Below are 12,570 nucleotides of genomic sequence, written 5' to 3' on the forward strand. Positions count from 1 at the left end.
CTAGAGAAACTCCATGATCACCTTGAGGGCTTCACCCGCTTCAACCGCCTCCACACAGGCCAATCACCCAGCATCATCCCAGCTCACCGGCTTGCCGAGCGAGAACGCAACGGCCCTGGCTCCGGGGCGACCTGCATCGACGCGTGCTCCGGCAGCACGGCCAGCGTCTCCTCGGTGAGGTCGCGGACGACCTCGTCCGGTGGCGCGCCGTGCGCGACAAGGTAGGTGTGTAGATCGTCGGTGAGCGGAATCGACTTGAGTGTCATGCTCGAAAACTAACTGAGTGGTTCGACCATCTGGTTACCGGGCGCGATCTTCGTCCATAGATCGGTGATTTGTAGGTCAAGTTCGGCGATCAGGTGCCGCAGCAGGGGCAGGGACAGCCCGACGACTGTGCCCGGGTCGCCCTCGATTCGTTCCACGAACGGCCCGCCCAGCCCGTCGATCGTGAATGCGCCGGCTACCGCCAGCGGCTCGCCGGTAGCCACGTAGGTTGCGATCTCGTGGTCGCTGATGTCGGCAAAGTGGACCACCGTGGAGGCCACAGCCTCCGCACGACGCCCCGCGTCAATGTCGATGAGACAGTGGCCGCTGTGCAGCACTCCGCTGCGCCCTCGCATTCGCTCCCACCGCCGGACGGCCTCCGCCGAATCGTCGGGTTTGCCAAGAATCTCTCCGTCGAAGGCGAGCACAGAGTCGCATCCCAGCACGAGGGTGCGCTCGTAGTCGGTGGTCCGTAGCCGGCCCAGCACGGCCTGCGCCTTCAGCCGGGCCAACTCCAGGCAGAGATCCTCCGCCTGCTCGGCCACCACCAGGGACTCGTTGACGCCGCTGACCAGCACGTCCGGCTCGATACCAGCATTCTGGAGGGACTTGCGGCGGGCCGGGCTCGCCGAGGCGAGCACGATACGGAGCGGCATGACATCAGGCACCCTCCGACGTTACCGGCTACTGGCCCCCCGGCCGCACGCCCCGCCCCGATCGAGACCCCCGGTTCCGCTGCTGCTCTCTGGAGACCACCGGCTCGGCCTCGGGGCGATGCATAATTCAGAAGACAACACGTACCCGCCGCTCTCGTTGATCCACCGACGTCCCCTTGCCGCACCAACCGACGTCGCCCGGCAGTCAGCCGCGCCAGGCTTCCGGCGCCTCACCGGCTGATCCGCGGCGGCGGATCGGCGGATCTGCGTCGTCGGCGCAAAACCAACGCCCAGGCGCCGCCCGCCGCGAGCAGGACGCCGAGCGTGACCAGCCCGCGCACCGTAGCCGCCCGATTCTCGCCAGTTCGCGGCCCGCCGGCCTCCGCCGTAGTCGGGCCACCGCCGCCAGGCGTCGCCGGCACCGACCCGAAACCCCTCGGCGGTACGTCTGCCGTCAACGCCGCCACCAGGTCGATGACCCCGTACCCGTACTGGTCGTCCCGCCCCGGCGGCCCCTTGTCGATCGCCGTCGCAGTCAATCGGTGCGCCACCTCATCAGCCGGCAGATATGGATACTTCGCCCGAATCAAGGCCGCCGCCCCAGCCACAATCGCCGCCGCCCCCGACGTCCCCGTGCCCGCTCGATATCCGCCGTCGAAGTTGGTGCTATAGATCTCAACCGCTGGCGCGACCAGGTCGACTTCTGGCCCGCTTACGGATATTCTCGTATGTTTTCCGCCCCGATCGATCCCGCCAATGGCAATAACATTCGGATAAGCCGCAGGAAATCCGACATGCCGGTCGGCTGGTATGTTGCCGGCGGCTGCCACAACTACCACGTCGGCTCGGGCGGCTGACTGTATTGCCCGCTGTAAGGCAAGGTTGGCGGCTCCGGCAGAAGAAATGCTAATTATCTGGGCCTTTCGGCTAATCGCGTACTCAATGGCCTGACTAAGGTCTGTAGCTGTTCCTAGTGGGCCGTCTAGCTTGAAGCGGACCGGCAAAATTTTCGCTTTGGGTGCGATCCCTAGGGCGCCTTTCCCGGCAGGGCGTCCGTGGCTGGATATAAGCCCTGCCATGCCTGTTCCGTGGCCGTCTCTATCTTGTTGCCCGTTGCTTCTGTCTCCGTGCAATACGGATGTGCCCGCAACGAGATTGCCGCGCAAGTCGGGATGTGGATGGACTCCGGTGTCTACTACGGCAACCATAACGCCTTCGCCCTGGCTTAATTTATGCACCTGGCGCACTGATAGATAGTCGAGATGCCACTGCCTGCCACGAATATCATAAATGTTGGCGCGCGGCGATAGGGCCTCCGTCTCGGCGGGGGGGCGGGAAATTGTTGGTGCGGTCAGCATTGCAATGAACAACGACAGGCAAAGTGCCTTCTCGCCATGAAATCTCACCTGTCTAAGCCAATTGCTGGTCCCGGGTCCGTTGGACCGTCCTCATCGGGCGGCAGGATTACAGGATCAACGCCTTTGTCTGTTTGCCACGGGTCGTCCGGATCCCAGCGACGTGGCTCGTTGCTGCTGCGTCGATATGATTCTTTCGGTAGGCGGCCAATTGTGCTGGTGTTTGAAAAGCCTAAGTGCGGGGAGCCGCCGATGGGTGAAGTGTAAGAGCCGCCGATTCCCCGGCCACTACCTGGGCGTGAACCAGCGGCGCCACTAGGGCCGGTGCCGGCGCTACCACCGCCGATTACACCACCTATGGGATTGCCTCTTCGAAGTTGCCCCCCATCTGCTGTAGGTTGACTGAGTCCTGGCCCTGAACTTCCGCCGATTAGTCCTCCGGGTGGCGTCACCCGAGGCGTCGCATTCGGTCCACGACTGGTCGGTTGGCTGACTCGGCCGGGTCGTATAGGGTCCTGCGGCGTAGAAAGAATTCGCGTTGGCGGAGTGGCTACGTTTGGGGACGTAAGGGCCGGAATCGTAGTCGGAAGGGTGGGATTGGAGACGGCGGGAGCGGGACTGGGGCTAGCGCCAGTAAGTATCGGTCCTGCATTCAGGGGGATGGGAGTTGGAACCGATTGACCTGCCGTGGGTGGTAGAGTCTTGGCAAATTTTGCGGGTGTGTACGAAGGTGCTGGCACGATAGGCGGAATGATCGGGGCAGAGTTCCCTGAAATGGAATGATGCTCGAAGGAAGGCTGATCTCTGGCGGGATAAATAGAGGTCGGGGTTCGGGGGTAGCGGAGTTGGGCTTGGGCTTGTTGTAGTTCGCCGCTGAGTCCGTACATGATTCCGCGTGCCTGGACGTTCAGGTGTTCCAGGTCGGAGTCGGTCACCGGTGGTTGGCTCGCGCGGCTGCCGGCGGCGGCTTTGGGGTCGGCTGCCGTTTCTTCCCAGGCTCGTTTCAGTTGTAGTTTGCCGGCGTACTCGTCGTATATCTTCTTGATTTTGGCGCGGGTGCTGGTGAGGGCCTGGGTCGCCACGGACAGGGCGGTCTGGTTGCTGGCGGCGACGTCGTGGGTGCGCTGTGTCTGATCGATCAGCGCATCCAGTTCGGCGAGGTACGCGCGGGACGCTGCGTTGGTCTCGGGGGGCCAGGCGTCGGCGAGGCTTTCGCGGTACGTCCTGAGTCGTCCGAGGTGTTGTCCGGCAAGCTCGCCGACCTTGCGCCAACCGGCGACGTGCCGCCAGTGGTTCTCGGTGTCGTGGTCCTGGAGGCAGGCCCACATGTCGGCCACGTTCATCAGGTACCAGTCGGTGAGGCCGCCGCTGCGGCCGAGACCCGGATCTCTCATGGGAGCACCACCTGACCCGTGGTGTCGCCGCCGGTTGGTCCGGTCGGCGACGGCGAGGATGCGGGCTGGGCGGGTAGCACACCGGCCCGCCCGAACGCCCGCTGGATGTCGGCTAGCCGGGCCGCCGAGAAGGCGTCGGCGTCGCCGTACTGGTCGGCCACGATCTTGGCGGCTTCCGCCAGGTGGCCGGTCGTGTCGCCGACGCCCCAGACCGCGTTGGTTGCCGCCTGCTGGGTCTCCTGGTGTGCCCGCATGAAATGCACCAGCTCGATGAACGCGTCGGCCGGATTGGGTACCTCGGTGACCATGTCGTCGGCGATGTAGCGCAGGGATGGTGCATAGTTGCTCTCCACCTCGGCACGTAGCCTGTCGGCGAACTCCCGCATCTTGCGGATGTCCGCCTCGACGCCGCCGTAACTGCCCAACCAGGACGCTGGTCGATCCTCCGCAGGGATCATCGGCCCTCCCACCTGTCACGGCCCCGTTCCCCTGAGTGAGGTTAGACGCTGGATGTCGCCCCGGCAGCCCCCGCGTGGCGCCGTCGCCTGCTGGCCGGTGGCGAGGTGGTGTACCGGATTGTCAGCGGGGCAGACCGGAGGCGCGCCACGCTCCGGCACCGGGTGTCAGCGCCCGGCCCGCCGGGCGTCCACTGCGCGCCCACGACGATGTCGGCATCGGTGCGGGCTCCGCCGACGGGTGGGCCCGGACGACGATCGTGCCCACCAGCGCGGCCAGTTCCTCGGCCGTCGGCACGCCGCGCACCACCCGGAACAGCGGCTCCTCGACATACATGGCACCCAGCGTACGCCGGATGGACGTGACCTTTTCGTACAGTGGCGTGCCGGCGGTGTGACCGTCGGCCCTGCCGGGTACCGTCTCAGCGATGTCAGAACCAGCCCCCCAACTCGTCGCCGACCGGTACCGGCTCATCTCGCCGCTCGGTCAGGGCGGCATGGGTCGGGTATGGAGGGCGCGCGACGAGGTGCTGCACCGCGATGTCGCGATCAAGGAGTTGGTTCCGCCGCCGGGCCTGACCAACGACGAGCGCCGCGAGATGCGCGAGCGCTCGTTGCGCGAGGCCCGCGCCATCGCCCGACTCAACAACGTCAACGTGGTACGCATCTTCGACGTGCTCCGCACCGACGGCGACCCGTGGATCGTCATGGAGTACGTGGCGTCCCGGTCGTTGCAGGACGCCCTCGCCGCGGATGGTCCGGTCCCGTCTGACCAGGCCGTCGAAATCGGGCTGGGGGTGCTGAACGCGCTGAAAGCCGCGCACAAGGCCGGCATCATGCACCGCGACGTCAAGCCCGGTAACGTGCTGCTCGGCGACGACGGCCGGGTGGTGCTGACCGATTTCGGGCTGGCCACGATTCCCGGTGACCCCAACGTCACCCGCACCGGCATGGTGCTGGGCTCGCCGGCGTACATCGCGCCGGAACGGGCCCGCGACGGCACCGCCGGGCCGGAGGCCGACCTGTGGTCGCTGGGCGCCACGCTCTACGCCGCCGTGGAGGGCAAGTCCCCGTTCGCGCGGCCGTCGGCGATCGGCACCCTGGCCGCTCTCGCCACCGAGGCGGTGCCGCCGGCCCGTAACGCCGGGCCGCTCAAGCAGGTGCTCGCCGGGCTGCTCCGCAAGGACCCGCAGGAGCGGATCACCGCCGAGTCGGCCGAGCGGATGCTGCGTAAGGCCAGCGGCCGGCGTGCCCGGGGAATCTCACTGCTCGGCGGCGTACGCCGGCCCGGGCCGAACGGGCCACGCGAGCCGCGCCCAACGCTGGTGCCGGCGCCGCGCCCGTCCGGTGAGCGGCCGGCGACGCCGGTCACCCCGCCAGCGCCGCGCACGCCACCAGCTTCCGGACCGCTGGCCGCAGCCGCAGCGGATGACTCCGGTCAGGACCAGTCGACCGGTACCCAGCACAGCTCGGAGGCCGCCGCGACTGCCAAGGTCGCCCTGGCTGGCGGCTCGGATGCCGAGCCGACAGCGAAGGTCGACGCCGCCGTCACCGGTGCTGACGGGACCTCGACGGCAACGGAGTCAAGCGCCGGGACCACCAGGTCCGCTCAGACCGACGGCCCGTCGGACGGAGCCGCCCAGACCGACGGCCAGCCGGCTGAGTCGGGCAGTAGACCAGCCGATTCCGCCACCCCACCTGTAGTGCAGACGGAGCCCCCTTCGTCCGGCGGTAGCGCGCCGGGCAATGCGGCTGCGGCACCCAAAGGTCAGGCCGGGCTGCGGAACACGCAGACCACGCCGGCAACCGCGACGGGCGACCAGGCGACCCCGGACGTCACTGGCCTGTCGACGGGCGAGTCCACCGGCGCGGCGCCTCAGCAGCCGACCTCGCTCATGCCGGCGGCACCGGTCAGCCCGGGACCGGTGCGCGGCTCCCTCTTCACCGCCGGGCAGTTTCGGTCGGAGCGGACCCGCCGCGTCGTGCTCGTCGGCGCGTTGGTCGCGGTGCTGCTGCTCGGTTTGGTGGTGGGGGTGCCGCTGCTGACCAGCGGCAACGATGGAGACGAGACTCCGCAGGGCGGCGCGGGCACGCCGACCGCCCCCGCGTCGGCGTCCTCCGAACCGGCCGCCCCGCCACCGACCGGCACCCTGAGCCCGTCCGCCTCGGCCAGCCCGTCGATCTCCCCCAGCCCCACCCAGCCGGCCGGTGGCGTGCCGCCGGGGTGGACGCTGCGGACCGACCCGGTGGGCTTCAAGGTGCCGGTGCCGGACGGCTGGCGGCGCAGCACCAACGGCACCTCGGTCATCTACCAGGAACCGGACGGCGTCCGGGAGTTGCTGATCGACCGTACCGACACGCCCAAGCGGGACGCCGAAGCAGACTGGCGAAGCATCGAGCCGGCCCGGAAGAACCTGGTGCGCAACTACGAGTTCATCGGTATCTCGCCGCTCGACTGCAAGTGGCGGACCTGTGCCGACTGGGACTGGCTCGAAGACCGCGACAACACCCGGATCCGGGTCCGCAACCGGGCTTTCGTCCCCGCCAGCAACCGGGGCTTCGCCCTGCGCTGGGAGGTCGCGAACAAGGACTGGGCGGCCAACCTCGACAACTTCGAGATGATCTTCCGTGAGTTCGTGCCGGACCGCCAGGACTGATCGGCAGGCGTGGCCCTCCGAGGCAAGAGATGTAAAGAACTCTCTGTGTGGTTGGTGTGGTGTGGGCCCACCTGGTGAGCAACGCGGGGGCGGTAGGCTCCCGCCCCATGGTGTCGATCGAGGGCATGACCGAGTTCTGGGACCGCCTGCTCGGCGCGCAGCCCGACCCGCCGCCGCTGCTGGTGCTCCTCACCGGCCTCGTCGCGCTGCTGGTCGTGCTCACCCGGTTGCCGTGGCGGATCGCCCGCAACGCGATCACCATCGCGCACGAGGGCGGTCACGCGCTGGTCGCCGTGCTCACCGGACGCAAGCTGCGCGGCATCCGGCTCCACTCGGACACCTCGGGGCTGACGCTCTCCGCCGGCCACCCCACCGGCCCCGGCATGGTGCTGACCCTGCTCGCCGGCTATGTCGCCCCGCCCCTGGTCGGCCTGGGTGGGGCGTGGCTGCTCGCCGGCAACCGGATCACCCTGCTGCTCTGGGTCGCCGTGGCCCTGCTGCTGGCCATGCTGATCATGATCCGCAACGTGTTCGGGATGCTCTCGCTGCTGGTCACCGGCGGCGTGGTGCTCGCCGTCTCCTGGTACGCCACCCCGCAGGTGCAGGCTGCCTTCGCCTGGACCTGCGTGTGGTTCCTGCTGCTCGGCGGCGTACGCCCAGTGGTGGAGTTGCAGCGGCTGCGTTCCCGGCGGGGGATGCCGGCCTCCGACGCGGACCAGCTGGCGGGGATCACCCCGCTCCCGGCGTTCTTCTGGGTGGTCCTCTTCGGCCTGGTCAACGCCGCCGTGCTGGTGGTGGGTGGCCTGATGCTGGCCGGTCCACTGCTCGCCGAGGCCGGCATCATGCCGAGCTAGCCTACGGTAGGGAGTGGCATCCGCGGACCGGTCGACCGTTTCTCCGGGCCCGGTGGAGATCGCGCCAGGCGTGACAGACCCTTCCTCACACCTAGAGCGGGATGTTGCCGTGCTTCTTCGGCGGGAGGGTCTCGCGCTTGGTCCGCAGCACCCGCAGCGCCCGGACGATCTGGGTACGGGTCTCGTGCGGCGGGATCACCGCGTCGACGTAACCGCGTTCGGCGGCCACGTAAGGGTTGGCCAGGGTGTCCTCGTACTCGGCGATCTTCTCGGCCCGGACGGCGGCCGGATCCTCGGCGGCGGCCAGCTCCTGCCGGTGGAGGATGTTCACCGCGCCCTGCGCGCCCATCACCGCGATCTGCGCGGTCGGCCAGGCGAAGTTGAGGTCGGCCCCCAGGTGCTTGGAGCCCATCACGTCGTACGCGCCGCCGTAGGCCTTGCGGGTGATGACGGTGACCTTCGGGACGGTTGCCTCGGCGTACGCGTAGATCAGCTTGGCGCCTCGGCGGATGATGCCGTCCCACTCCTGACCGGTGCCGGGCAGGAAGCCGGGAACGTCCACGAAGGTCAGTACCGGGATGTTGAACGCGTCGCAGGTACGCACGAAGCGGGCGGCCTTCTCGCTTGCCGCGATGTCCAGTGTGCCGGCGAAGTGCATCGGCTGGTTGGCCACCACGCCGATCGGCCGGCCCTCGACCCGGCCGAAGCCGACCACCATGTTCTGCGCGTAGAGCGGCTGGACCTCCAGGAAGTCCCCGTCGTCCAGCACGTGCTCGATCACCCGGTGCATGTCGTAGGGCTGGTTCGCCGAGTCCGGGATGAGGGTGTCCAACTCCCGGTCGGAGTCGCTGATCTCCAGGTCGGCCAGCGCGTCGAAGACCGGTGGCTCGTCCAGGTTGTTCGACGGCAGGTGCGAAAGCAGCGCCCTGACGTAGTCGATCGCGTCGGCCTCGTCGGTGGCGAGGTAGTGCGCGTTGCCGCTGCGGGCGTTGTGGGTACGGGCACCGCCCAGCTTTTCCATGCCGACGTCCTCGCCGGTGACGGTCTTGATGACGTCCGGGCCGGTGATGAACATGTGCGAGGTCTGGTCGACCATCACAGTGAAGTCGGTGACGGCGGGGGAGTAGACCGCGCCACCCGCACACGGGCCCATGATGAGCGAGATCTGCGGGATCACGCCGCTGGCCCGCACGTTGCGGAAGAAGATCTCACCGTAGAGGCCGAGCGAGGCCACGCCCTCCTGGATCCGGGCGCCGCCGGAGTCGTTGATGCCGACGACCGGGCAGCCGATCTTCATGGCCAGGTCCATCACCTTGACGATTTTCTCGCCGAAGACTTCGCCGAGGGAGCCGCCGAAGACGGTGAAGTCCTGGGCGAAGACGCAGACCTGCCGGCCGTCGACGGTGCCGTAGCCGGTGATCACGCCGTCGCCGTAGGGCCGGGTTCTCGCCAGGCCGAAGTTGGTGGACCGGTGCCGGGCGAACTCGTCCAACTCGACGAAGGAGCCCTCGTCGAGCAGCATCCCGATGCGTTCCCGGGCGGTCTTCTTGCCCCGTGAGTGCTGCTTCTCCACGGCGCGGGCCGACCCGGCGTTCACCGCCTCGTCGACCCGGTGCGCCAGGTCCGCCAGCTTGCCCGCGGTGCTGTGGATGTTGGTCCCGGTCTCGGTAGTCACCCTGGGAATATAACGATGGTTCAGGTGGTGGCCGCTGTGCAGTTCGCCTCACCGGCTCGCCCGTAGGCTGGCGGAATGCCAGGTTCGCCGTACACCGATCTTGAACGGCCGCCGTTGTCGGCGGTGCGGCTGCGTCGGGCGTTAATCGCGCCCTACGGCCCGTGGGCGCGGTTGGAGCTGCGGGTGGAGACCGGTTCCACCAACGCCGACGTCGCCGAGGCGGCCCGGGCGGGCGAGCCGGAGGGCCTGGTGGTGGTCGCCGAGCGGCAGACCGCCGGGCGTGGGCGGCGCGGGCGGGTCTGGCAGTCGCCGCCGCGTGCCGGCATCGCGACCAGTGTGCTGCTGCGGCCCGGCGAGACCGCGTTGGAGCAGGGTTGGTTGCCGGCACCTGCGGCCGGGTACGGCTGGTTGCCGTTGCTGGCCGGTGTGGCGCTGGTCGAGGCGGTGACCCGGTTGGCCGAGCTGGACGCCACCCTGAAGTGGCCCAACGACCTGCTGGTGGGGGGCGCCAAGTGCGCCGGGATCCTCGCCGAGGGGGTGCCCGGCCCGGGCCTGGGTGATCCGCCCGCGGTGGTGCTCGGCATCGGGCTGAACGTCACGTTGCGCGCCGACGAGTTGCCGGAACATCCGACCGGCCTGACGGCCACCTCGCTGCACCTGGCCGGCGCGGCGGCCACCGACCGGGATCCGCTGCTGCGGGCCCTGCTCCGCTCGGTGGCCGACTGGTACGCCCGATGGCGTTCCGCCGGTGGGGACGCGGTGGCCAGCGGCCTGCGGGACGCGTACCTGGCGGTCTGCGGCACGATCGGGCGGGAGGTGCGGGCGCTGCTGCCCGACGGCACGGAGCTGACCGGCACCGCCACCGCCATCGACCGCGACGGTCAGCTGATTCTCGCCACACCCAGCGGTGAGCGTCCCCTGGCCGCCGCGGATCTCAAACACCTCCGCTAGCCCTGCGCCGGCCTGCGGGTAACGAGCCGCGTGGCGGATGTGAGGGGGTGGCGGTGGGAGGTTACGGTCTGCGCGTCCGTTCCTGCGAGGAGGTTTCCGTGGCGTTCCCCGAAGACGTGCTGACCGAAGATGAGCACGTCGTGCTGCACCTGCATCCGCACTGGAAGGCCCTGATGGGCCCGGTGGCGGTGCTGGTGTTCGCCGTCGCCGCAGTGGCGACCGGCGTGCTGTTCCTGCCTTCGGGCGGGGGCGGTTCGATCACGCTCGCGGTGATCGGCGGGCTGGCGCTGCTGGCGGCCGTCTGGTTGGCGGTGTGGCCCTATGTCGTCTGGCGCACCACGCACTACCTTTTCACCAACGAGCGGGTGGTGCTCCAGCACGGCGTGTTCTCCAGGGAACGCCGGGACATTCCGCTCAGCCGGGTCAACGACCACTCGATGGGCCAGCGGTTCGTCGGGCGGGTGTTGGGCTATGGAACCCTCACCATCGAGTCGGCCGGTGAGCGTGGCCAGTCCGTGTTGCCCGACGTGCCGAAGGTGGACCGGGTCCAGACGAAGCTCTACGAGCTGGTCGAGGCGTTCCACGACAAGCATTCGCTCGGTGACGGTGAACTGCGCGAGATCCTCGCCGAGCGTGACAAGGGCGCCGGGGCCTAGTGGCGGCGGGGCTAGCGGCGGCGGGGGCGGCGGGGAATCGGGGCCGGTTGTAGCTGTGCGGCCAACTCGGCCTCCAGTTCGGCGTCGAACGCCGCCGTCAGCTCGGCCTCCCGGCGTACCTGGGCCGGTCTCGGTTGCATCGGCCGGGTGGAAGCGGCCTCCTTCTCCGCCAACTCTGTGACGGACTCGGCGAACTCGGCCACCGGGTCCATGCCGGCCATCGTGTCCCACTCGTCACGTGGCAGGCCGTGCCAGCGTTGGGTTGCCTGCGTGGGCGCCGCGGGCTGGAAGACGAAGGTCCGGTAGGACCAGAAGCGGAACAGGGTGGCCAGCACCACGCCGCCGGTCTTGGCGATGTTGAGGGCCAGCAGGCCGGTTACGCCCAGACCATACTTCGCGGCGGCGAGTACGCCGAGTTCGATGAGCAGACCCACCCCGTTGAAGAGGAAGAACAGGGCGTACTCGCGCTGCATAGCTGATTTCGGACGATCCCGGTACGTCCAGTGGCGATTCATCAGATACGACGTGATGGTCGCCACGATCGTGGCGACCACGGTCGCCTTCAGCTGGCCGTCGACGAAGACCGTGAGTGCGAGTGCGTTGAACACCGCGTAATTGATGACCGTGTTGACGCCGCCGACCAGGCCAAATTTAAGCGCCTCATGGATGAACTTCTGCCAGCGCTCGGGTAGCAGACGGACGAGAGGCATGCGCAACACCTTAGGGCCTTGGGTCAGGGTCGGCTGTTTCGATCGATCCGAGTGCGCGGCAGGTCACGCGCTGCGGTCCGGGCCCGCTTCCGCAGCGGTTGGGGTTCCCGCATCCACGAAGACGAACCGTCGGTACGACCAGAATCGGAACAGCGTGCCGAGCCCGGTACCCACGACGAAGCTGGCGAGATTGTCGGCCAGCCGGGTCTGGAAGACCGCCGGCCAGATGCTGCCGAGCCCGTAGTGACTGATGGCCAGGCAGGCCACCGCGATGCCCAGGCCAACCGCGTTGAAGAAGAAGAACAGGGCGTACTCGCGCGCCGGGTTTGAGCGCTGGCGGTGTCGCCACGTCCAGAACCGGTTGCCGAGGAAGGCGAAGGTCGCCGCGATCACCGTCGAGATGGTCTTGGCGGTGATCTGCTCCACGCCCTGTGGGCCGATCAGATAGTTGAACAGGGCGAAGTCCACGAGGAAGGCGAAGCCGCCCACGGTTGCGAACTTGCTCAGCTCCTTGACGAGGTGACCGAAACGGTCCATCAGGGAGTGGACCAGACCCGGGCGGGTCTGCCGGGAGCCTGGCTCCCCGGTCATCGTCGCGGCCACCGTGCGAGCCTACCGGTTGGCGGCCCGCTGGACGGGTAGCAACGACCAGCGGGGTACGCCGCTGCGGAGGGTCGGCGGGCGCGGAACGGACCGTAACCGGATCCGTGCAATCGGGCATCCTTTTCCGCTTCCGCGCTGGCGGTCGAAAATCTCTCCACCGCTGTCCGTTGACCGCAGGTTGCCCGGAGGATTTGCGTGAAACTGCGCGTGAAAGCGGGTAAAGGCTCGTGATACCGCAGCACGGCCGCACCTTGTGCAGTTCTTCACAACCAGTATCACTGACTGGAGAGGTCCATCAGTTTACGCTGAGGCCAATCCCAGGTTTCCACGAAGGCGACGC

The 12,570-nt window shown here is 68.3% G+C and carries 11 protein-coding genes and 1 pseudogene; 4 read left to right on the forward strand and 8 right to left on the reverse strand.

The features are described from left to right. Positions 1-119: 119 nt before the first annotated feature. From ACFHWY_RS11515 to ACFHWY_RS11535, 5 genes and pseudogenes are all read right to left on the reverse strand, one after another. Positions 120-266, reverse strand: a pseudogene (locus tag ACFHWY_RS11515) (SAM-dependent methyltransferase); the annotation flags it as partial. A gap of 9 nt (positions 267-275) precedes the next feature. Then, positions 276-920 carry a Maf family protein gene (locus ACFHWY_RS11520; protein ID WP_416580143.1) on the reverse strand — a complete coding sequence of 215 codons (645 nt, stop codon included), beginning with the start codon at positions 918-920 and terminating at the stop codon, positions 276-278. A 230-nt stretch (positions 921-1,150) separates the two neighbouring features. Beyond that, a complete protein-coding gene (locus tag ACFHWY_RS11525) occupies positions 1,151-2,278 on the reverse strand; it encodes a S8 family serine peptidase (protein ID WP_416580330.1) in 1,128 nt (375 codons plus the stop codon). Between the two features lie 1,387 nt (positions 2,279-3,665). Beyond that, positions 3,666-4,127 carry a hypothetical protein gene (locus ACFHWY_RS11530; RefSeq protein WP_416580144.1) on the reverse strand — a complete coding sequence of 154 codons (462 nt, stop codon included), beginning with the start codon at positions 4,125-4,127 and terminating at the stop codon, positions 3,666-3,668. Between the two features lie 121 nt (positions 4,128-4,248). After that, positions 4,249-4,461 carry an acyl-CoA carboxylase subunit epsilon gene (locus ACFHWY_RS11535; RefSeq protein ID WP_416580145.1) on the reverse strand — a complete coding sequence of 71 codons (213 nt, stop codon included), beginning with the start codon at positions 4,459-4,461 and terminating at the stop codon, positions 4,249-4,251. Positions 4,462-4,552: 91 nt separating this feature from the next. Between ACFHWY_RS11535 and ACFHWY_RS11540 the strand changes: the two genes are divergently transcribed. After that, positions 4,553-6,781, forward strand: a complete 2,229-nt coding sequence (locus ACFHWY_RS11540; protein ID WP_416580146.1) for a protein kinase domain-containing protein — start codon at positions 4,553-4,555, stop codon at positions 6,779-6,781. Between the two features lie 107 nt (positions 6,782-6,888). Next, positions 6,889-7,635: a M50 family metallopeptidase gene (locus ACFHWY_RS11545; RefSeq protein WP_416580147.1), complete on the forward strand. Its 747-nt coding sequence runs from the start codon at positions 6,889-6,891 to the stop codon at positions 7,633-7,635. Between the two features lie 91 nt (positions 7,636-7,726). Here ACFHWY_RS11545 and ACFHWY_RS11550 read toward each other — a convergent pair whose 3' ends face one another. Then, positions 7,727-9,310 carry an acyl-CoA carboxylase subunit beta gene (locus ACFHWY_RS11550; protein WP_416580148.1) on the reverse strand — a complete coding sequence of 528 codons (1,584 nt, stop codon included), beginning with the start codon at positions 9,308-9,310 and terminating at the stop codon, positions 7,727-7,729. A gap of 75 nt (positions 9,311-9,385) precedes the next feature. Between ACFHWY_RS11550 and ACFHWY_RS11555 the strand changes: the two genes are divergently transcribed. Together ACFHWY_RS11555 and ACFHWY_RS11560 are read left to right on the forward strand one after the other, a co-directional pair. Beyond that, a complete protein-coding gene (locus tag ACFHWY_RS11555) occupies positions 9,386-10,261 on the forward strand; it encodes a biotin--[acetyl-CoA-carboxylase] ligase (protein ID WP_416580149.1) in 876 nt (291 codons plus the stop codon). Positions 10,262-10,359: 98 nt separating this feature from the next. Next, positions 10,360-10,917 carry a PH domain-containing protein gene (locus tag ACFHWY_RS11560; protein WP_416580150.1) on the forward strand — a complete coding sequence of 186 codons (558 nt, stop codon included), beginning with the start codon at positions 10,360-10,362 and terminating at the stop codon, positions 10,915-10,917. Positions 10,918-10,928: 11 nt separating this feature from the next. Here the strand turns inward: ACFHWY_RS11560 and ACFHWY_RS11565 are convergent, their stop codons facing one another. Both ACFHWY_RS11565 and ACFHWY_RS11570 read right to left on the reverse strand, forming a co-directional pair. Further along, on the reverse strand, positions 10,929-11,627 hold the full coding sequence (locus ACFHWY_RS11565; protein WP_416580151.1) for a GtrA family protein: 699 nt from the start codon (positions 11,625-11,627) through the stop codon (positions 10,929-10,931). Positions 11,628-11,690: 63 nt separating this feature from the next. Next, positions 11,691-12,218, reverse strand: coding sequence for a GtrA family protein (locus ACFHWY_RS11570; protein WP_416580331.1), 528 nt, complete (start codon positions 12,216-12,218; stop codon positions 11,691-11,693). Between the last annotated feature and the right edge of the window lie 352 nt (positions 12,219-12,570).

The sequence above is a fragment of the Micromonospora sp. LOL_024 genome, assembly GCF_048060415.1.
In the GTDB taxonomy this organism is placed as follows: Bacteria; Actinomycetota; Actinomycetes; order Mycobacteriales; family Micromonosporaceae; genus Micromonospora.

Excerpts from the sequence above, each read along its gene's own strand:
- ACFHWY_RS11520 (WP_416580143.1), bottom strand. The coding sequence starts at position 920 with ATGCCGCTCCGTATCGTGCTCGCCTCGGCGAGCCCGGCCCGCCGCAAG.
- ACFHWY_RS11525 (WP_416580330.1), bottom strand. The coding sequence starts at position 2,278 with ATGCTGACCGCACCAACAATTTCCCGCCCCCCCGCCGAGACGGAGGCC.
- ACFHWY_RS11530 (WP_416580144.1), bottom strand. The coding sequence starts at position 4,127 with ATGATCCCTGCGGAGGATCGACCAGCGTCCTGGTTGGGCAGTTACGGC.
- ACFHWY_RS11535 (WP_416580145.1), bottom strand. The coding sequence starts at position 4,461 with ATGTATGTCGAGGAGCCGCTGTTCCGGGTGGTGCGCGGCGTGCCGACG.
- ACFHWY_RS11540 (WP_416580146.1), top strand. The coding sequence starts at position 4,553 with ATGTCAGAACCAGCCCCCCAACTCGTCGCCGACCGGTACCGGCTCATC.
- ACFHWY_RS11545 (WP_416580147.1), top strand. The coding sequence starts at position 6,889 with ATGGTGTCGATCGAGGGCATGACCGAGTTCTGGGACCGCCTGCTCGGC.
- ACFHWY_RS11555 (WP_416580149.1), top strand. The coding sequence starts at position 9,386 with ATGCCAGGTTCGCCGTACACCGATCTTGAACGGCCGCCGTTGTCGGCG.
- ACFHWY_RS11565 (WP_416580151.1), bottom strand. The coding sequence starts at position 11,627 with ATGCCTCTCGTCCGTCTGCTACCCGAGCGCTGGCAGAAGTTCATCCAT.
- ACFHWY_RS11570 (WP_416580331.1), bottom strand. The coding sequence starts at position 12,218 with ATGACCGGGGAGCCAGGCTCCCGGCAGACCCGCCCGGGTCTGGTCCAC.